The 21,243-nt window shown below is 75.2% G+C and carries 3 protein-coding genes; 1 reads left to right on the forward strand and 2 read right to left on the reverse strand.

Annotated features, from left to right (window positions below):
- Window positions 1-57 precede the first annotated feature (57 nt).
- A complete protein-coding gene (locus ACM26Y_RS19920; RefSeq protein WP_416061689.1) occupies window positions 58-573 on the forward strand; it encodes a protein tyrosine phosphatase in 516 nt (171 codons plus the stop codon).
- Here ACM26Y_RS19920 and ACM26Y_RS19925 read toward each other — a convergent pair.
- Together ACM26Y_RS19925 and ACM26Y_RS19930 are read right to left on the reverse strand one after the other, a co-directional pair.
- Window positions 544-2,172: a polysaccharide biosynthesis tyrosine autokinase gene (locus ACM26Y_RS19925; RefSeq protein ID WP_289382312.1), complete on the reverse strand. Its 1,629-nt coding sequence runs from the start codon at window positions 2,170-2,172 to the stop codon at window positions 544-546. The two genes, ACM26Y_RS19920 and ACM26Y_RS19925, sit on opposite strands and share 30 nt — an antisense overlap.
- Window positions 2,172-20,981, reverse strand: coding sequence for an amino acid adenylation domain-containing protein (locus ACM26Y_RS19930; RefSeq protein ID WP_416061690.1), 18,810 nt, complete (start codon window positions 20,979-20,981; stop codon window positions 2,172-2,174). Before ACM26Y_RS19930 ends, ACM26Y_RS19925 begins: the two co-directional genes overlap by 1 nt.
- Between the last annotated feature and the right edge of the window lie 262 nt (window positions 20,982-21,243).

A 21,243-nucleotide genomic window follows, 5' to 3' on the forward strand; every position in this document is an offset into this window, starting at 1 on the left:
TCGGACATGCGGCCCGGCAACCGGACGAACGGCCCGGGGGCTGCCTAGGATCGAGCGATGCGGGTTCTGTACGTCTGTACCGGGAACATCTGCCGATCGCCCACCGCCGAACTGCTGACCACCGCGTTCGCGCGGGAAGCGGACCGGGGTGAGCTGTCCGCGCACAGCGCCGGCACCCGCGGCATGGTGGGCCGGCCCATGGAGCCGACGGCGGCGCTGGTGCTGCGTCAGCTCGGCGGCGAGCCCGACGGCTTCGTCGCCCGGCGTCTGTCGCCGCGCATCGCGCAGGACGCCGACCTGGTGATCACGATGGCCGAGTCGCACCGCGGGGCCGTGCTGCAGTCGGCACCCCGGATGCTCAAGCGGACGTTCACGCTGCGGGAGGCCGCTCGGCTGCAGCAGCTCAGCGGCGCCGAGACGGTCACCGAACTGGCAGCGGCCCGGGCGCAGTTTCCCGCGCCCGGGCCGGAGGACGTGACCGATCCGATCGGCCGCGACGAGGACACGTTCGTCACCGTCGGGACCGAGATCGCCGATCTGCTGCTACCGCTGCTCGCCCGGATCCACGACTGACCCGTTGCGCGGGCCCGGCAGCGGCGAGGGCGCGACGGGTCGCGACACCGCCGTCGGCACCGACTGTTCGCGGTAGGCGGGCTCGGCGGAGTACGCCTGCGGGGCGCGGTAGTGCTGCCCCGCCTGTGCGTCGTCGTGGCCCTCCTGCTCCGGCCGGTACGGTTCCGGCCGGGTGGGCTCGCCGCGGTGGCGACGGCCACCGGTGGGTTGCGCGGCGGGCTGCTGCGCCGGCGCGTCCTTCTTCACGTCGGACTCGTAGTAGTAGCGGTACTCGTAGGCGCCGCGGCCCTTGTTCGGTGTCATCGTCATGATGGTGCCGAGCAAGTGCGCGCCGGCGCTGCCGAGATTGCCGACGGCGCGGCTGAGCTGCTCGCGGGTGGTCTTGCCGTGACGCGCGATGAGCAGTGCGCCGTCGGTGGCCGCGGCGAGCACGACGGAGTCGGTGACGGGCAGGACCGGCGAGCCGTCGATGATGACGTACTCGAAGCGCGCCCGCAGGTCGTCGATGACGTGCTTGGCGGTGTCGGAGCCGAGCAGCTCGCTGGGATTGGGCGGCAGTGCGCCGGAGGCCAGCACCCACAGGCCCTCGTACTGGCTGGGCTGCAGCACGTCCTCGAGACCGGCTTGACCCGAGAGCACGGTGCTGAAGCCGACGTCGCCGACGACGCCGAGGTACTTCGACACCCGCGGCCGGCGCAGGTCACCCTCGACGAGCACGACGGAGTGACCGGCCTCGGCGAGCACCAGTGCGGTGTTGATGGCGGTGGTGGTCTTGCCCTCGGCGGGCAGGGCGCTGGTGACGACGATGACGCGCGGCGGGTTGTCGACGTCGAGGAACTTCAGGTTGGTGCGCATCTCCCGGTACGCCTCGGCGCTGCCGGAATTCGACTCCTGGAACGCGATTGCCGCGTGCTCCTGCCGTTCCTTGTCGAGCGGGATGGTGCCGACGAGGCCGGTGTGGGCGAGTTCCTCGACCGTCTTACGGTCCTTGACCGTGTTGTCGAGCCGGTCGCGCAGCACCGCGAGGGCGATGCCCAGGAGCAGGCCGACGGCGAAGCCGAGCGCGAGGTTGCGCTTCGTCTTCGGCGACACCGGGGTCGCCGGGGTGTCGGCGTGCTGCTCGACGACGACCCGTGCGGTGGGCTCACCGCCGTTCTCGGGAGTCTCGAGCTCGCGGGCCATCACGACGAACTCGTCGGACAGGGCGTTGGCGAGGTCCCGGGCCCGTTCCGGCGACGCGTCGTCGACCTTGACGTCGACGAGCACGGTGTCGGGGGCCGACGAGGCGGTCACCTTCTCCGCCAGCTGCGACGGCGTCAGGTCGGACAGTCCCAGCCGGTCGAGGGTGCGCTGCGCCAGCGTGGTGCCGGTGAGCAGCTTCGTGTAGGAGGCGACGCGCTGCTGCGAGAACAGGTTGCCCTGGTAGATCTCGTTGACCGACGCCCCCGACGACGTGGAGACGAACAGCCGGGTGCTCGCCTGGTAGATCGGGGTGGTGAGCAGGGAGGCGCCGAGCGCACCGAGTACCGCCACCACGGTCGTCACGGCGACGATCTTCCATCGCGCCTGCAGAATGCGTAGGTAGTCGTGTACTTCCATTACGGTGTCTCCCTCGTTGCTGTGACACTGTCGGTGCACCCTACGGGCGCGGAAATCTGTCGTTCGGTCAAGTGGCGGGCGAGCGTGGGGCCGATCACGGCCAGCGCGCCGGGGGTGGTCAGGTCGGAGTGCGGGTAGGGCACGTCGTGCGCGGTGACGCGGCCGCGGACGTGTCGGCGCCAGCTCGCGGCGAGGTCGGGTCCGGCCGGCCCGTCGGGGCGGGCGCGGAACAGCAGCGCGTCGCCGTCGAGGACGCGGGGCGTGTGCGCGGTGACGGCCTCCTCCAGGGCGGCGCCCGCGGCGAGCGCTCGCTTCCGGATCTCGGCGACGAACGCCGACGGCAGGCCGGGCACCTCGAGTTCGACGACGGGCTCGTCCGGCAGGGCCGCGATGTCGGGAAGGGTGTCAGGGGTGAGCGTGTCGAGCAGGATCAGCGACGCCACCTGCTCCCCCGCCTCGTGCAGTTGCACGGCCATCTCGTGCGCGATGGTTCCGCCGAGGGACCAGCCCAGCAGGTGGTAGGGGCCGTCGGGCTGGACGGCGCGGATCTCGTCGAGGTAGCGGGCGGCGAACTCGGCGACGGTGCGCGGCAGCGGCTCGAGCCGGGTGGCCTGCAGCCCGTACAGCGCGACGCCGGGTAGGTGCGGCGCGAGTCCCGTGTAGCACCAGGACATTCCGCTGATGGGGTGGACGCAGAACAGGGGTGTGCCGTCGGGGCGTCCCGCGAGCGGCACCAGGGTGGCGAGGGGGTCGGTGTCGTCGCCGCCGTGGTCGATCCGGTCGGCGAGGTCGGCGACGGTCAGCGCGGTGAGCAGCCAGTCGAGCGGGACGTCGCGGTCGAGCGCGGCCCGCAGGTCGGCGGCGACGGCGACGGCGCCGAGCGACGTGCCGCCGAGGTCGAAGAACCCCTGGTCGGCGGAGACCGGCCGGCCGAGGTGCCGGGCGAACACCTCGGCGACCGCCTCGGCCGTCGGGCCGGTGGGAGGAACGAAATCGTGTGCGGATAATGCGAAGTCGGGTCGGGGCAGCGCGGCGCGATCGACCTTGCCGGACGGCAGCAGCGGCAGCGCGTCGACGACGGTGATCGCGGCGGGCCGCAGCGCCCGCGGCAGGTGCGCGGCGGCGCGGGCCCGCAGCGCGGCGGCGTCGGCGCTGCCCTGCACGTAGGAGACGAGGACGGTCTCGCCCGTGGGGCCGGGCACGGCGACGGTGACGGCGGCGTCGACGTCGTCGGCGGCGGTGAGCACGGCGTCGATCTCGGCGGGTTCGACGCGGATGCCGTGCAGCTGGAGCTGCTCGTCGACGCGGCCGAGGATGTCGAGTTCGCCGGCGGCGGTGACGCGGGCGAGGTCGCCGGTGCGGTACAGCCGCCCGCCCGGCGCACCGTACGGGTCGGCGACGAATCGTGTTGCGGTGAGCCCGCTTCGGTTGTGGTAGCCGCGGGCCAGGCTCGGCCCGGTCACGTACAGCTCCCCGATCACCCCGGCCGGGACGGGGTGCAGGCGCGCGTCGAGGACGTGGGCGGTGGCGCCGGCGACGACGGTCCCGACGGTGGGCCGGGCGCCGGGTGCGAACGGGCCGCCGAACGACACGGCGATCGTGAACTCGGTGGGCCCGTACCCGTTGAGCAGCCGGTGCCGCTGCCAGCGCTCGACGACGGGCGCGGTGAGCGCCTCGCCCTCGGACAGGACGGTGACCGGGCGCGGCAGTGTGTCCGGATCGAGGGTGGCGAGCACGGAGGGGGTGGCGACGACGTGGGTAACGTGCTCGGCGACGATCAACTCCTGCAGCGCCTCGCCCGCGTACACGTGGTCGGGTGCGACGACGAGGGTCGCGCCGTGCGCGTGGGCGGTGAGCAGTTCGAACACCGACGCGTCGAAGGTGTGCGACGCGGCGTGCAGCACCCGGCTGCCGGGCGTGACGCCGAGAACGTGCGCGTCGGTGAGGGCGGTCAGGCCGCGGTGCGGCACGGCGACGCCCTTGGGTGCGCCGGTGCTGCCGGAGGTGTAGATCAGGTACGCGGTGTCGTCGGGGTGCGGCTCCGCGGCGACATCCGGGGCTTCGTCTTCGGACTCGTCGGCGGTCAGGTCCAGCCAGTCGACGCCCTCCCCCGCCGGGTCCACGCCCGGCACGGTCAGGCCGACGGTGGCGCCGCTGTCGCGCAGCACGGTCGCGATGCGGGCGGGCGGCTGCGCCGGGTCGACGGACACCCACGCCGCGCCGGCCTTCGCGACGGCCCACACCGCGAGCGGCCAGTACTCCCCGCGCGGCACGGCCACCGCGACGACGCCGGTCACCCCGCGGGCGCGCAGCCGCGCGGCGACGGCGGCGGCGCGGGCGTCGAGCCCGGCGTAGGTCCAGGCGACGGTCCCGGCGCGCACGGCGATGGCGCCGGGGTGGGCGCGGACGGTGGCGGCGAGGATCTGCGGCAGCGTCCGCGGCGCCGCGGCGGGGGCGGTCAGCGGCGCGGGCGCGGGGGCGGCGAGATCGCCGACGGCGGCGGCGGGGTCGTCGAGCGCGGCGCCGAGCAGCGCGAGGTAGTCGGCCAGCAACGCGTCGGCGGTGGTGGCGTCGAACAGGTCGGTGGCGTACACGAGGCGCACGTCGATGCCGTCGTCGCCGCGTTCGGTGACGTCGACGGTCAGGTCGAACTGGGCGGCCGGGGTGCCGGCGTCGAATTCGCGCACGCGCAGCCCGGGCAGCTGGGGCAGGTCCTGCCCCGCGGGCACGGTGCGGTGGGCGAGCAGCACCTGGAACAGCGGGTGGTGGGTGCCGCGGGCCGGCGCGACCCGCGCGACGACCTGATCGAACGGGACGTCCGCGTGGGCGAGGGCGTCGAGGTCGGTGGTGCGGACGCGGCGCAGCAGGTCCGCGAACGGCTCGGCGACATCGACGGTGGTGCGCAGGGTGAGGGTGCCGACGAACATGCCTACGAGGGCGTGCAGGCGCGGGTCGGCGCGGCCGGCGACGGCGGTGCCGACGGCGATGTCGGCGCGGCCGCTGCGACGGGCGAGCAGCGCGGCGAGAGCGGCGTGCAGCACCATGAAGCCGGTGGCGTCGTGGGCGCGCGCGACGTCGCGCACGCGGCGGTGGGTGGCGGCGTCGAGGTGGGCGGTGACGGCGCCGCCGACGTGGCTGGGCCGCACGGGCCGGGGCCGGTCGGTGGGCAGCGGCAGCGGCGTGTCGGGCAGTCCCGCGAGAGTCGTTGCCCAGTGGTCGAGTTGGCGGGCGGCGAGACTGTCCGGGTCGGCGGGGTCGCCGAGCAGGTCGTGGTGCCAGCGGGCGTAGTCGCGGTAGCGCACGGGCAGCGGCCACCAGATCGGTGCGGCACCGGCGACGCGGGCCGCGTAGGCGTGCTGCAGGTCGGTGAGCAGCGGCGCGACCGAGCCGCCGTCGAACGCGATGTGGTGCACGGCCGCGGCGAGCACCCGTTCGCCGCCGCCGAGGTCGATCAGCCGGAGCCGCAGCGGCGCCTCGGCGGTGAGGTCGAACGGCGCGGTGAGCACCTCGGTCACGGCGGCGGTCACGTCGGTGCCCGGAACCGATTCGAGCGCAGGCGGATCCACGATCGTGGCGATGCCGTCGGGGTAGGCGGTGCGCAGCACCTCGTGCCGGTCGGCGACGTCGGCGACCGCCGCGGCCAGCGCGGCCGTGTCCAGGTCGCCGCTCAGATGCAGCGCAACGGGCACGGTGTACGCGGCGCTGCGCGGTTCGGCGCGGCCGATCAGCCACAGCCGCTGCTGCGCGGGAGCGAGCGGCGTGGGCGCGTCGTCGTCGTAGCGGCGCAACGGGATCCGGGTGGTGTCACCGTCGCGCAGGTGCGCGGCGAGCGCCGCGAGCGTGGGGGCCTGCAGCACCGCGCGGGCGGGCACGTCGACACCGAAGGCGTCGGCGAGGCGGGCGGCGAGGACGACGGCGGACAGCGAGTCGCCGCCCGCGGCGAAGAACCCGGCGTGGATGTCGGGCCGCGCACCGAGCACGCTCTCGGCGACGGTGACGACGAGGTCCTCGACGTCGGTGAGGGGCCGGTCGTCGGCGGCGTCGTCGCGGGCGGTGTCGAGCTCGTGCAGGGCGGCGACGTCGAGTTTGCCGTTGACGGTGGTCGGCAGCTCCGGCAGCAGCCGCAGGCGGGCCGGCATGCGCTGCGGGGGAACGATTTCGGCGAGACCGGCACGCACGCGGGTGTCGTCGACGTCCGGGTCGGCGGCCGCGAAGGCGACGAGCGCGCCGTCCGAAGCCAGCAGGACGGCGTGCCGGATGCCGGGTTGCGCGAGCAGGGCGGCCTCGAGTTCCCCGGGTTCGATGCGCACGCCGCGGACCTTGAGCTGCCGGTCGGTGCGGCCCCGGAAGGCGAGGGTGCCGTCGGGGCGGCGGTGCACGAGATCGCCCGTGCGGTACCGGCGGGTGCCGCCGGGGGCGGCGACGAACCGCTGCGCGGTGAGACCGGGGGCGCCGAGGTAGCCGAGGGCGACGGACGTCCCGGCCAGGTACAGCTCGCCGACGGCGTCGTCGGGCACCGGGCACAGCCGGGCGTCGAGGACGTGCGCGACGGTGCCGGGGACGGGCCGGCCGATGCCGCCGCGGCCGTCGACGTCGGTGAGGGTCGCGACGATCGTGGCCTCGGTGGGGCCGTACGCGTCGAGCATGTGCCGGGCCGCCGCACTCGAGCCCCGGGTCCAGCGGGCGGCGAGCGCGGGCGGCAGGGTTTCGCCGCCGGAGGCGACGACCCGCAGGTCGGGCAGCTGCTGCGGGTCGAGGGTGCCGAGCACCGCGGGGGTGGACAGGTAGTGGGTGATGCGCTGGGCGCGCAGCACCTGCTGCAGGTCCGCGCCCGCGTATACCTCCGGCGGGGCGACGACGAGGGTCGCGCCGGTGGTGTGGGCGAGCAGGAGCTCGAGCAGGGCCGCGTCGAACGCCGGGTGGTAGCCCTGCAGCACGCGGTCGCCGGGTCCGACGCGGTAGCGGCGGGCGGCCTCGGCGGCGAGCGGCGCGAGACCGGTGTGGGTGACGGCGACGCGTTTGGGAGCGCCGGTCGAGCCGGACGTCGACACCACGTACGCGACGTTCGCCGGGACGGGCTCGTCGGCGGCACCGGAGAAGTCGGAACTGGTGAAGGCGGCGCCGGTCTTGGTGATCGCCCACAGCCGCAGCACGTGGTCGAGGCCGCGAGGACGGTCGATCGGGATCACGGTGCCGGCGCCGGCGCCGGCGGCGCGCAACTCGTCGGCGAGCGCGTCGGAGCGCGCGTCGAGTTCGCGGTAGGTCAGGGCGGTCTCGCCCTCGCACAGCGCTTCCCGGTCGGGGTGCGCGGCGGCGGTGGCGCGCAGCAGCTCGGGCAGCGTACGAGCGGGGGCGGGGGCGGCTCCGGTCAGCGGCGCGGCGGGCCGGTCGACGGGCAGGTCGCCGACGAGCGCGTCGGGTGCGGCGACGACGTGCCGCAGGACGGCGACGAACCGGTCCGCGAGCCGGCGCGCCGTGGATGCGGCGAACCGGGACGCGTCGTGCACGAGGGTGCCGGTGTAGCCGTCCGCGGCGGGCGCGAGCGCGAACTGCAGGTCGAACTTCGGTGCGCCGGCGAGGACTTCCTGCGCGTCAACGGTGAGGTCCCCGATCCGGACGGGGTCGAGGGCGAAGTCCTGCAGGGCGAGCGCGACCTGCGGGGCGCGGCCGGACAGGCCGGCGAGGATCTGCTCGTAGGGCACCCCGGCGTGGTCGAGGGCGGCGACGTCGAAGTCGCGGACCTGCGCGAGCAGCCCGGCGAACGGCATGTCGGGTTCCACGCGGGCGCGGAGCACGAGGGTGTCGAGGAACGGGCCGACGAGCTGTTCGACCTGCGCCCAGCGGCGGGCGGAGACGACGGCGGCGACGGCGACGTCGTGGCCGGCGCCGACGCGGGCGAGCAGCACCGACAGGGCGGCGTGCAGCACCATGAACTCGGTGGCGCCGTGGACGCGGGCGAGGACGGCGATCCCGGCGCGCACGTCGGCGGGCACCTCGAACGCGACGGTCTCCGCCACAGACTCGGAAGCGGCTGTGTCCGTGGGCAGTTCGACGGGGTCGAGGCCGTCGAGGGCGCGTCGCCAGTGCGCGACGTCCGGCTCGGGGATCCCGCGGGCTTGTTCCCACAGCGCGTAGTCGGCGTACTGCAGCGGCAGCGGTTCCCACTGGGGCGGCTGCCCGGCCGCGCGGGCGGCGTAGGCGACGGCGAGGTCGCGCAGCAGCGGCGCGAGCGACGCCCCGTCCGCCGCGGCATGGTCGACGGCCAGCCGCAGCCGCCGGGTGCCGTCGGTCTCCTCCAGGTCCCAGTGGACAGCACGGTCCGCGAGGACCTGGTGCGGGCCCTGTTCGTCGACGACGATGCGGGTGCGCAGGATCTCGTGCCGCGACGCGACGTCGTCGAGCGCGGCCTCGAGGGCGGGCACGTCGAGGGGCCCGGTCAGGTGCACGTCGGCGCGCAGCCGGTAGGCGTCGGGGTCGAGGCGGCTCAGTCCCCACAGGCGACGTTGCGCCCGGCTCAGCGGGATCCGGCCGGGGCGCGGGTGGACGGGCACCGGTCCGGTCTCGGCGTCGAGCCCGCCGGCGTCGAGCGCGGCGGCGAGGGACTCGACGGTGGGGTGCTCGAAGATCAGCCGCAGCGGCACCGCGGTGCCGGTCTCCTCGCGGAGCCGGCCGACGAGGACGGTGGCGAGCAGCGAGTTGCCGCCGACGGCGAAGAAGTCGTCGCCGCGGCCGGGGTCGGTGCCGGTCAGTTCGCCGAAGATCCGCGCGACGAGACTCTCGGTCTCGGTGCCGGGTTCGTCGCGCCCGCCGAGGTCGGGTGCGGGCAGCCGCGCGACGTCGAGTTTGCCGTGTGCGGTGCGCGGGACCGCGTCGAGCGGGACGACGGCGACGGGCACGAGGTGGGCGGGCAGGCTGCGGCGCAGCTGCCGTCGCGCGTCGTCGGCGTCGACGGTCGCGGGCACGACGTAGGAGACGAGCGCCCCGTCGCGCACGACGGTCGCCGCCTGCTGCACCCCGGCCACCCCGCGCACCGCGGCATCGACCTCCCCCGGCTCGATCCGCACCCCGCGCAGCTTGACCTGATCGTCGCCGCGCCCGACGAACCGCAGGGCGCCCCCGCCGCCCGTGCGCGTTTCTGGTAGCTCCGACGACCAGAAACACGCACGGGTCCAGCGGGTCAGGTCGCCCGTGCGGTACCGGCGACGGCCGCCGGGCGCGGCCACGAACCGGGTCGCGGTGCGGCCGGGATCGTCGCGGTAGCCGTCGGCGAGCCGCTCCCCCGCCAGGTACAGCTCCCCCGCGACGCCCGTGGGCACGGGCCGCAGCCGCTCGTCGAGCACGACGGCCTCGACCCCGCGCACGGGGGTGCCGATCACGACGTCCGCGCCGGGCGTCAGCGGCGGCGAACAGGTCGCGAAGACCGTGGCCTCGGCGGGGCCGTACCCGTTGTAGAGGCGACGGCCCGCGCCCCACCGCGCGACGAGCTCGTCGCTCACGGCCTCGCCGCCGAGCATGAGCACCCGCAGGTCGGGCAGCGCGCGCGACGGCACCGTCGCCAGCGCCGACGGGGTCAGGCAGGCGTGGGTGATGCGTTCACCCGCGAGCAGGTCGGCGAGGGCGTCGCCGCCGTAGGCGTCGGCCCCGGCGACGACGAGGGTCGCACCGGACGTACCCGCGACGAGCAGCTCGAGCATCGCCGCGTCGAAGCTCGGCGACGCGACGTGCAGCATGCGGTCACCGGGCGCGGCGGCGAACAGTTCCGTCAGGTCCTCGACGAGGGCACCGACCCCGCGGTGAGTGATGCTGACGCCCTTGGGGTTTCCGCTGGTGCCGGAGGTGAACACCAGATAGGCGGGCGCGCCCGGATCCGGGTCGGCCACCGCGACGGTGCCGTCGCGGGTGTCGGCGACGTCGAGCCAGGTCACGGCGTCGGGCAGCGACCCGAGGTGCGCGGCGCCGGTGACGCCGACGGTCGTGCCGGCGAGCATCGAAGCGAGCCGCACGGCGGGCTGGGCCGGGTCGACGAGCATCGGCGCGGCCCCGAGCCGAGCGATCCCCCACACGGCGACGACGGCGTCGAGCGAGCGGGGCAGGGCGCACGCGACGGCCGTGCCGGGCCGGACGCCGGCGGCGTGCAGCCGAGCGGCGAGCTCCTCGGCGCGCGAGAGGAGTTGCGGATACGTCAGTTCCACGTCGCCGTCACGCACGGCGATACCGTCGCCGCCGCGGGAGGCACCGTCGGCCAGCCACTGCCACAGCGTCCGCGCCGGGGCGGGCTCGGGTCCGGCGGCGGGGACGAGCGCGGCCCGTTCCGGCTCGGTGAGCAGGTCGATGTCGCCGATCCGCACGGCCGGGTCGGCGACGGCGGCGCGCAGGATCGCGACGTAGCGGTCGGCGAACGCGGCGACGGTGCCGGAGTCGTACAGGTCGGTAGCGTAGACGAATTCGAGGTCGACGCCGGTGCCGGTCTCGGTGACGACGAGCTGGAGGTCGAAGTTGGCGTGTTCGTCGGCCACCGGCAGCACCCGCGCGGTCAGGCCGGGCAGCTCGAACGCGTCGACGGCGGGGCGCCGCAGCGACAGCGCGACCTGGAACAGGGGGTGCCGGGCCGGGTTGCGGGCGGGGTTGAGGCGCTCGACGAGGGTCTCGAACGGCGCGTCCGGGTGGGTGTAGGCGGCCAGGTCCCGGGCGTGGACGTCGGCGAGCAGGTCCGCGAACGCGGCGTCCGGGTCGACGGGCGTGCGCAGGACGAGAGTTCCGGCGAACATGCCGACGAGGTCGTCGAGCTGCGGGTCGCCGCGCCCGGCGACGACGGTGCCCACGGCGATGTCGGCGCCGGCGCCGTGCCGGGCCAGCAGCACGGCCAGCGCCGCGTGCAGCACCATGAACGTCGTCGCGTGACCTTCCCGCGCGAGCCGCGACACACCCTCGGCGACGACGGGCTCCACGCTCGTGCGGTGGGTGGCGCCGCGCCCGGTGGGGCGGGCGGGCCGGGGCCGGTCACCGGGCAGGGTCACCTCGTCGGGCAGGCCGGCGAGCACGCCCGTCCAGTGTTCGAGCTGCGCGTCGGCGCCGGCGCGCTGCCAGCGGCTGAAGTCGGTGTACTGCACGGGCAGCGGCGCCCACCGTGGCTCGTGCCCGGCGAGCCGGGCGGTGTAGGCGTCGACGATGTCGAGCAGCAGCGGGGTGAGCGACCAGTCGTCGGCGGCGATGTGGTGCACGACCACGGCGAGCACGTGCCGCTGCGGCCCGAGCCGGTACAGCCGCATCCGCACGGGCGGCTCGTCGGTGAGGTCGAACCCGGGGGCGGCGAACTCGCGGACGAACTCGTCGAGCCCCTCGGCGGGCACGGCGACGGGTTCGAGGACGGGTCGCGCGACGGGCCGCACCACCTGCGCGGTGGGGTCGGGGTAGACGGTGCGCAGGGTGCGGTGCCGGCCGAGGACGTCGGCGACGGCGGTGGTCAGTGCCGCGACGTCGAGCCGGCCGTCGAGACGCACCGCGAACGGCAGGTTGTAGCTGCCGGATTCGGGGTCGAGGCGGTTGACGAACCACAGCCGCTGCTGCGCCGGGGACAGCGGCGCGGGGGTGTCGTCGCCGGCCGCGACGAGCGGGGCGCGGCGGCGGGGTGTGCCGGCGCGGGCGGCGAGCAGGGCGGCGAGGTCGGTGACGGTGGGGGCGGCGAACACGTCGCGGACGGTGACGTCGACGTCGGCGATGTCGGCGAGGCGCCCGGCGAGGCGGGTCGCGAGCAGCGAGTTGCCGCCGAGGTCGAAGAAGTCGTCGTCGGCGCCGACGGGTCCGGCGGCGAGCAGTTCCCGGTACACCTCGGCGACGAGTTCCTCGAGCGGCCCGTGCGGGGCGAGGCCACTACTGGGTGCGACGGTGGGCGCGGGCAGCGCCGCCCGGTCGAGTTTGCCGTTGGCGGTGCGCGGCAGCGTCTCCAGCGCGACGGCCGCGGCGGGCACGAGGTAGTCGGGCAGGGTGCGGCGCAGCTCGCGCAGCGCCGCGGTGGGGGTGCCGCCGACGAGGTAGGCGACGAGCCGGTCGTCGCGCAGCACCACGGCGGCCTGGGTGACGCCGTCGCAGCGCAGCAGCGCGGCCTCGATCTCGCCCGGTTCGATGCGGTAGCCGCGCAGTTCGAGCTGGTCGTCCGCGCGGCCCCGGTGGTGCAGCACGCCGTCGCGGCCGCGGCGGCCGAGATCACCGGTGCGGTAGCGGCGGACGCCGCCGGGCGCGGCGACGAACCGCGCAGCGGTCAGGGCGGGGCGGTCGCGGTAGCCGCGGGCGAGTTGCTTTCCGGCGACGTACAGTTCGCCGACGGTGCCGGGCGGGGTGCGGCGCAGCGACCGGTCGAGGATCTGCACGTCCAGTCCGGGCAGGGGCCGGCCGACGCCGGGCTGGTCGGCGGGTCCGCGGGTGACGTGCACGGTGGTCTCGGTGATGCCGAACATGTTCACCGCGCGCACGTGCGGCCGGTCCGCGAGCCACGGCCGGGCCTGTTCGGGGTCGAGGGCCTCGCCGCCGAAGATCAGCAGCCGCACCGTGTCCAGCGGGGTGTCGACGGTGGCGAGCTGGTGGAACGCGGTGGGGGTCTGGTTGAGGACGGTGACACCCTCCCCGTCGAGCAGCGCGGCGAAGGCGCCGGGGTCGCGGGCGGTGTAGTGGTCGACGACGACGAGCCGGCCGCCGGTGGTGAGTGCACCCCACATCTCCCACACGGAGAAGTCGAAGGCCGGGGAGTGGAACAGCGTCCACACGTCGCGCGGCCCGAACCCGAAGTCGGCGGTGGCGGCGAACACCGCGGCGGCGGCCTCGTGGCTGACGAGCACGCCCTTGGGGGTGCCGGTGGAGCCGGAGGTGTAGATCAGGTACGCGCCTGCCCCGGCCGGGACTGCCGCGTCGCATTCGCCGCCGGCGTCCAGGCGTTCCCGGATCTCCGTCGAATCGATCTGCAGCGCAGGTACTTCCACATCGACCGCGAAGTCTGTGTCGCACAGCACCGCAACGGGGGCGGCGTCGTCGAGCAGGGCACGCAGCCGCGCCGGCGGGTGCGTGACGTCCAGCGGCAGGTACACCGCGCCGGCGCGGGCGACGGCGAGGATCGCCACCACCAGGTCGAGCGAGCGGGGCAGCGCGACGGCAACGACGTCCTCGACGCCGAGTCCGCGCTCGGCGAGCAGCGCGGCGAGCGCCCCGGAGCGGGCATGCAGCTGCCCGTAGGTCAGGGTGTCGTCGCCGTGGGTGAGCGCGATCGCGTCGGGCCGGCGGCGCGCCTGCTCGGCGACGAGCGCGGGCAGCGTGGCCGTCGCCGGGTCCGCCGAGGGTGCGGAGGTGTCGCCGTCGGGGCCGAGTAGGTCGATGTCGCCGATCGCGGCGGCCGGGTCGGCGGTGACGACGTCGAGGATGCGCAGCAGGAACGGCGCCCACCCCGCGACGGTGTCGTGGTCGAACAGGCCGCGGTCGTAGGTCAGCACGCCGTCGAGCCCGGTGGGGGTGCCCGCGTCGGAGCGGTTCTCGCGGACGGTCACCTCGAGGTCGAATCGGGCTGTGCCGGTGGACAGCTCGCACACACCGGTGACGTCGGGCACGTCGAGGCCGTCCAGCGCGAAGCTCTCGTAGGCGAGCATCACCTGGAAGATCGGGTGGTGGCCGGCGGTGGAGGCGCCGAGCGCGTCGACGACCCGGTCGAACGGCACGTCGGCGTGGGCGAACGCGTCGAGGTCCACGCGGCGGGCGTCGGCGAGCAGTTCCGCGAACGTCGCGCGGGCGGGTACGGGCAGCCGTAGCGCGACGGTGCCGACGAACATGCCGACCACGTCGTCGAGCATGGGGTCGATGCGCCCGGAGACGGGGGTGCCGACGGTGACGTCCTCGGTGGCGGCGAGCGTCGCGAGCAGCACGGACAGCGCGGCGTGCACGACCATGAACGTCGTCGCGTCGTGGGCGCGGGCGAGTTTGTCGACGGCGGCGTGCAGTTCGGCGGGCACCGAGAAGCGCACGCGTCCAGCGGTGGAGTCGCCGTCGCCGCGGGGCCGGTCGGTGGGGAGGGCGAGCAGCGGCGGGGCGCCGGCGAGGGTGCGGGTCCAGTGCGCGAGCTGCCGGGCGGCGAGGCTCTCGGGGTCGGCGGGGTCACCGAGCAGGGTGCGCTGCCAGCGGGCGAAGTCGCGGTAGGTGACCGGCAGCGGCGGCCACGCGGGGCTGCGTCCGTCGCGCCGGGCGGCGTAGGCGACGGCGAGGTCGCGGCCGAGCGGCAGCAGCGCCAGCCCGTCGACGGCGACGTGGTGCAGCACCACCGCGAGGGTGTAGCCGGTGGCGGTGCGGTACAGGCGGGTGCGCAGCGGCGGGTCTACGGTGAGATCGAAACCGGCGCGGGCGAAGTCGGCGGCGTCGAGGTCGGTGGGCGCCGCGTGCGGTTCGAGGTCGAGGTCGATGCGCGGCAGCACCTGCTGAGTAGGTCCGTCCGGGCCGTCGGGGTGGACGGTGCGCAGCACGGCGTGCCGGGCGATCACGTCCGCGGCGGCGGCCGCGAGGGCGTCGAGGTCGGTGCCGGCGTCCAGGTCTACGACGAACGCGACGTGGTCGCCGGGGGCCGCGTCGGCGACGTCGAACCGGTTGGCGAGCCACATCCGCTGCTGGGCGGGTGCGAGCGGCACCGGCCCGGTGTCACCGGTCGGCAGCAGCGGCAGGCGTTCGCCGGTGAGCGGATCCGTCACGGCGGCGGCGAGGCCGGCGACGGTGGGGTGCTCGAAGATCTCCCGCACGCCCACCCGGTGACCGGCGACGGCGCCGAGCCGCGCGGCGAGCTGGGTGGCGAGCAGCGAGTTGCCGCCGAGCGCAAAGAAGTCGTCGGCGGCGGCGACGGCGGGTAGGTCCAGCAGGTCGGCGACGACCCCGGCGACGAGTTCCTCGGCGGCGCTGCGGTATCCGGCCGGGGCGCCGGGGGCGACGACGGGCTCGGGCAGCGCGGCGCGGTCGATCTTGCCGGTGCTCGTGAGCGGCAGCACGTCGAGGACGGTGACGGTGGCGGGCACCATGTGCCGCGGCAGCCGCGCGGCCGCGAACTCCCGCAGCTCGGCCGGGTCGAGGCGGGCGGTGTCGGGTCCGTGCACGTACGCGGCAAGCGCGTCGCCCCGCACGACGGTGACGGCAGCGGCGACCGCCGGGTGCGCGGTGAGGGTGGCCTCGATCTCGCCGAGCTCGATCCGGAACCCGCGCAGCTTGACCTGATGATCCACCCGCCCCACGAACTCCAGGGCGGCTCCGCCGCCCGTGCGCGTTTCTGGTAGCTCCGACGACCAGAAACGCGCACGGGTCCAGCGGACCAGGTCGCCGGTGCGGTACATGCGACCACCGCCGAACGGCGACGCGACGAACCGGCTCGCCGTCAGCCCCGGCATGCCGAGATAGCCGCGCGCGACGCCCGGCCCGAGCAGGTACAGCTCCCCGACGACGCCGACGGGAACGGGCCGCAGCCGCGGACCGAGAACGAGCGCAGTGACGCCGTCGAGGCCGGTGCCGATGGTCAGCCGCTCCCCCGGCACCAGCGGCGCGCTGGCGGTGGCGAGGACGGTGGTCTCGGTGGGCCCGTACACGTTGAGCATGGTCCGGCCGGGCGCCCAGCGGGCGGCGGTCTCGGCCGGCCACGCCTCCCCGCCGACGGCGAGCACCCGCAGCGCGTCCAGACCCGACGGGTCCAGCAGGGTCGGCACGGCAGGGGTGGAGAACCAGTGCGTGATCTGTTCGGCGCGCAGCAGTTCCAGCAGCTCGTCGCCGCCGTACACGTCGGCCGGCGCGACGACGAGGGTGCCGCCGGCCGCGGCGGCCAGGAGGTATTCGAGCACCGACGCGTCGAACGCGGGCGACGCGAAGTGCAGCACCCGCGCCTGCGGGTCGAGGTCCATGCGACGACGCAGCGCCGCGACGAGCGGCGCGAGCCCCCGGTGGGTGACGACGACGCCCTTCGGCGTGCCGGTCGAGCCGGAGGTGTAGACGAGGTACGCGGCGTGGTCGGGTCGCAGCGGACGCACCCGGTCGGCGTCGGTGATCGGCGCCGGTTGCGCGGATCCGGCGTCCGGGTCGATGCGGGCGACGCCGTCGGGCAGCGACGTGCCGGGCCGGGCGACGGCATACCGCACGTCGGCGTCGGCGAGCAGCCGGGCGATGCGGGCGGCGGGCTGGGCGGGGTCGACGGGCACGAACGCCGCCCCGGTCAGCGCGACGGCCGCCACCGCACGCACCGAGTCCACCGACCGCGGCAGCAGGATCGCGACGCGGTCCTCCGGCCCGAGCCCGCGCTCGAGCAGGTGCCACGCCAATGGTGTTGCGGCCGAGATCAACTCGATCGGCTCACCGCCCGGCGCGACGACGTGCAGCGGGTGCGCGGCAAGCAGTTCCGGCAGCGTCGCGACCGGCCCGGCCGGGGCCACGACGATCTCGGGGGCGCCGAGGTCGAGATCGCCGACGGGGACATTCGGCGCGGCGACGGCCGCGTCGAGCACCGCGTGCAGCCGGGCCACCGCGTCGGCAACCGTCGCGCGTTCGAACAACCCGCCGTCGTAGATCACCCGCCCGGCGAGTGAGCCGTCGGGCAGCTCCCGCACCGCGAGCTCGACGTCGAATCGGGCGAGACCGGAGGGGATCTCCTCGGCACGCACCCGCAGGCCCGGCAGGTCGAAGTCGGGCACGGCGACGTTGTCGTAGGCGAGCATCACCTGGAACGGGGCGAAGCCGAGCGTGTCGACGACGCGGTCGAACGGCACCGTCGCGTGCGCGTACGCGTCGAGGTCGGTGCGACGGGCGGCGGCGAGCAGGTCGGTGAACGACGCGGCCGGGTCCACGTCGAGCCGCAGCGCGACGGTGCCGACGAACATGCCGACGAGGGCGTCGAGGTCGGGGTGTTCGCGGCCGGCGGTGCCGGAGCCGACGGCGACGTCGCGCCCGCCGGTCCACGTCGACAGCCACACGGCGACGGCGGCGTGCACCGCCATGAACGCGGTGGCATCGTGCGCGGCGGCCAGGCGGCGCAGTGCCTCGAACCGTGCGGCGGGGACGGCCAATTCGAGCGACTCGGCCGGGCCGGGGCTGCCGGCGCGGGGGTGGTCGGTGGGCACGGTGGGGGCCTCGCCCAGTCCGGCGAGGGCGGTGGTCCAGTGCGCTAGTTCGCGGGCGGCGAGGCTGTCGGGGTCGTCCTCGTCGCCGAGCAGGGCGCGGTGCCAGCGGGCGTAGTCGGAGTACTGCAGCGGCAGCGGCTCCCACCGCGGCCCGTGCCCGGCGGCGCGGGCGGTGTAGGCGGCGGCGACGTCGAGGGTGAGCGGCCCGAACGACGCACCGTCCACGGCGATGTGGTGGGCGACGACGGCGAGCACGTGCCGATCCGGTCCCACCCGCAGCAGCCGCGCCCGCAACGGAATGTCGGTGGTGAGGTCGAACGGCGCGGCGGCCCATTCGGCGATCAGGGCGTCCACGTCGGCGGGATCGACGGGTTCGGCGTCGAGGTCGGGCAGCACCTCGGCGACGGGCCGGACATGTTGGCGCGGGCCGGGTTCGGTGAACACCGTCCGCAGGATCTCGTGCCGGTCGAGGACATCGCCGAGCGCGGCGCGCAGCGCGGCCGTGTCGAGGGTGCCGTCGAGGTGCAGCGCGAACGGCAGGTGGTAGGCGGCGGTGTCGCCCTGGGCGAGCAGCCACAGCCGGCGCTGCGCGGGGGCGAGCGGGGCGGGCGTGTCGTCGTCCGAGCGCACCGGGGCCGGCACGGTCGCCGCCGGTCCGGCGTCGACGGCGGCGGCGAGGTCGGCGACGGTGGGATGGTCGAACACGTCGCGCAGGTGCACGTCGCGGCCGAGGGCGGCCCCGAGCCGCGCGGCGAGCTGGGCCGCGCCGAGCGAATGTCCGCCGAGGGCGAAGAAGTTCGCGTCGGCGCCGACCGTCTCGACGCCGACGATCTCGCACATCAGCTGCGCGACTAGGGTCTCGGTGGGCCCGGCGGGCGCCCGCGAGTCGGTGGCGGTGTCCACGGCGGGGGCGGGCAGCGCACGACGGTCGATCTTGCCGCCCGGGGTGAGCGGCAGCGCGTCGAGCACGGTGATCGTCGCGGGCCGCAGGTAGGCGGGCAGGCGTTCGGCGAGGCGGGCGTGCACGTCGTCGGGCGCGACGGCGCCGACGACGTAGGCCGCGAGGGTGTCGCCGTGGACGACGACGGCCGCGTTGGCGACGCCGTCGAGCGCGGTGAGCGCCGCCTCGACCTCGCCGGGCTCGATGCGGTAGCCGCGAATCTTCACCTGCCGGTCGGCGCGCCCGATGAACTCCAGGACGCCCCCGCCGCCCGTGCGCGTTTCTGGTAGCTCCGACGACCATAAACGCGCACGGCTCCAGCGCACCAGGTCTCCCGTGCGGTACAAGCGCCCGAACGACGACGCGACGAACCGGGCCGCGGTCAGCGCCGGGTCGCCGAGGTAGCCGCGCGCGACGGCCGGCCCGCCCAGGTACAGCTCGCCGACCGCGCCGACGGGCACGGGCCGCAACCGCGCGTCGAGCACGAGCGCCGTCACGCCGTGGACGGGTGCACCGATGGGCACGCCCCCACCCGGGCGCAGCGGGTCGCTGAGCGTGGCGAGGACGGTGGTCTCGGTGGGCCCGTACGCGTTGAGCATGGTGCGCCCGCGCGACCACCGGTCGGCGACGTCGACCGGCAGCGCCTCCCCGCCCGCGTCGAGCATCCCGAGCGCCGGCAGGTCGGTCTCGGGCGTGACGGCCAGGACGGCGGGCGCGGTGATCGCGTGGGTGACGGTCTGCTCGCGCAGCAGCGCGGCCAGGTCCGGTCCGCCGACGACGTCGGGCGGGCAGATCACCAGGGTGGCGCCGGCGTCGAAGGCCAGCAGCAGTTCCTGCAGCGACGCGTCGAAACTCGGCGCGGCCACATGCAGCACGCGGGAGTCGGCGTCGGCCGGGTACCGCGCGCGCAGTGTCGCGACGAGTCCGGCGAGACCGCGGTGGCCGACGGCGACGGCCTTGGGGGTGCCGGTGGAGCCGGACGTGTGGATCACCCACGCGAGGTGGTCGGGGTGCAGCGGACGCACCCGCTCCCCCACCTCGAACGGCGCCGGCGACGTCTCGCCGTCGGACGGGTCCACGCGGGTCACGCCGTCGGGCAGGGCGACGTCGTCGCCGCACACCGCGACGGACACGTCGCGCAGCAGTTGGGCGAGCCGCCGCGTGGGGGTGGCCGGGTCGATCGGGGTGTAGGCTGCGCCGGTCTTGGCGACGGCCCACAGTGCGGTCACCGAGCCGGCCGAGCGCGGCAGCAGCACCGCCACCCGGTCGTCGGGTCCGACGCCGGTGGCAATGAGCTTGCGCGCGAGCGCAGTTGAACGATCGTCCAGGTCGCGGTAGGTCAGCTCGACCGCCCCGTCGCGCACGGCGACGCGGTCCGAGCCCGCGTGCGCGGTGAGCACGTCGGCCAGCAGACACACACCGTCGGCCTGCGGGCCGCGCGCAGGCACGAGGCCGGCCAGTTCGTCGGGCGTCGCGAGCGGCAGATCCCCCACCGCGCGCTCGGCCGACCGCGCGAACGCGCCGAGGAAGTCCAGGAAGCGGCGATGGTGCCGGGTGAGCGTCTCGTCGCCGTACAGCCGCGGGTTGGCCTCGAAGTCCACCCGCACGCTGCGCCCGGCGATCCCGGCGTACACGTTCACCGACAGGTCGTCGACCGGGCCGGTGGAGAGCAGGTTGTACTCGCCGGAGATGTCGCCGTACGCGTACTCCGGGTTGAACATCATCAGGTTCACCACGGGCCCGAACGCGCTGCGCGTCTCCCGGTGGTCGCCGACGGCGTGCAGGTCGCGCAGCATGTCCTCGTAGCGGTACCGCTGGTGCCGCAGCGCCCCGGTCAGCTCCACCTGCACGCGGCGCACCAGGTCGGCGACGGTGACGTCGGATTCCACGCGGACCCGCAACGGCACGATGTTCGAGATCGACCCGGCCGAGCGGCGCAGCGGTGCGGTGGTGCGGGCCGAAACCGGCAGGCTCAGCGCGACGTCCGTGGCGCCGTTCATGCGGGCGAGGTACGCCGCGAAGGCGGCGACGACGATCGGCACGTCCGTGGAGTTGGCGCTGCCGGCCAGGTCGGCCACGGCGGCGGTCACCTCGGCGGTGAGTTCCGCGCCGACGTGCCGGCACGGCATCGTGGGGGCGGCGGAGCCGGCGGCGAGCGTGACGGGCGGCGGCAGGTCCACCAGGCGCTGTGCCCAGTGCTCGCGGTCGGCGACCTGCCGCGAGCTACCGACGTAGGCGAGCTCGTGCTCGGCGATCTGCTCGAGGCTCAGTGCCCTGATCGGCGGCGGCTCCTCCCCGCGCGCCCACGCCGTGTACAGCTCGGCGCTGCGGCCGAGCATCACCATGCCGCCGTGCCCGTCGAGGGCGAGGTGGTGGATGTAGGTGAATAGGTAGAAGTGCTCGTCGGCGAGCTGGATCAGCGTGGTGGCGATGAGCCGGTCGCGCAGCGGGTCGAGCGGACGGGTGTACGTCTCGTCCATCCACTGTCGCGCCTCGGCCTCGGGGTCGTCGTAGCCGCGCAGGTCCAGGTAGCCGGGGTAGTCGTCGACGTCGGGGATGACCCGCTGGCGCGGCTCGCCGTCGACCATCTCGAGGAACAGCGTGCCGGATTCGACCTCGCGGGCAGCTTTCTCGCACGCGTCGCGGATAAGGTCTGCGTCGAGCGGGCCGTGCAGGTCCAGGTACTGCGCGATGGTGAACGGGACGTCCGGGGTGAGCTGCTGAGCGAACCACAGTCCACGCTGACTCGTGGACATGGCAAAAGACGGCACCGCACCCCCTCGTGTTTCCCTCGAGATCGACGGGCGTGCAGTGGGGACCCCTCGATCGACAACGGCGTGGACGCCTCCCTGCATCCATCACCGTCGAATACATCGACCCTAACGATCCTCAGCGTTACTCACCACTCGAACCGACCAGCCGACCGGTTTCTCGGTTATGGTCACCCCGGAGGAATCGAAGGGGGCAGGACCGCGTGAACGATGTTACCGACGAGTCACTTTCGCCGGAGCCACGCCG

It is taken from the genome of Rhodococcus indonesiensis (genome assembly GCF_047782815.1).
GTDB lineage: Bacteria > Actinomycetota > Actinomycetes > Mycobacteriales > Mycobacteriaceae > Rhodococcus > Rhodococcus indonesiensis.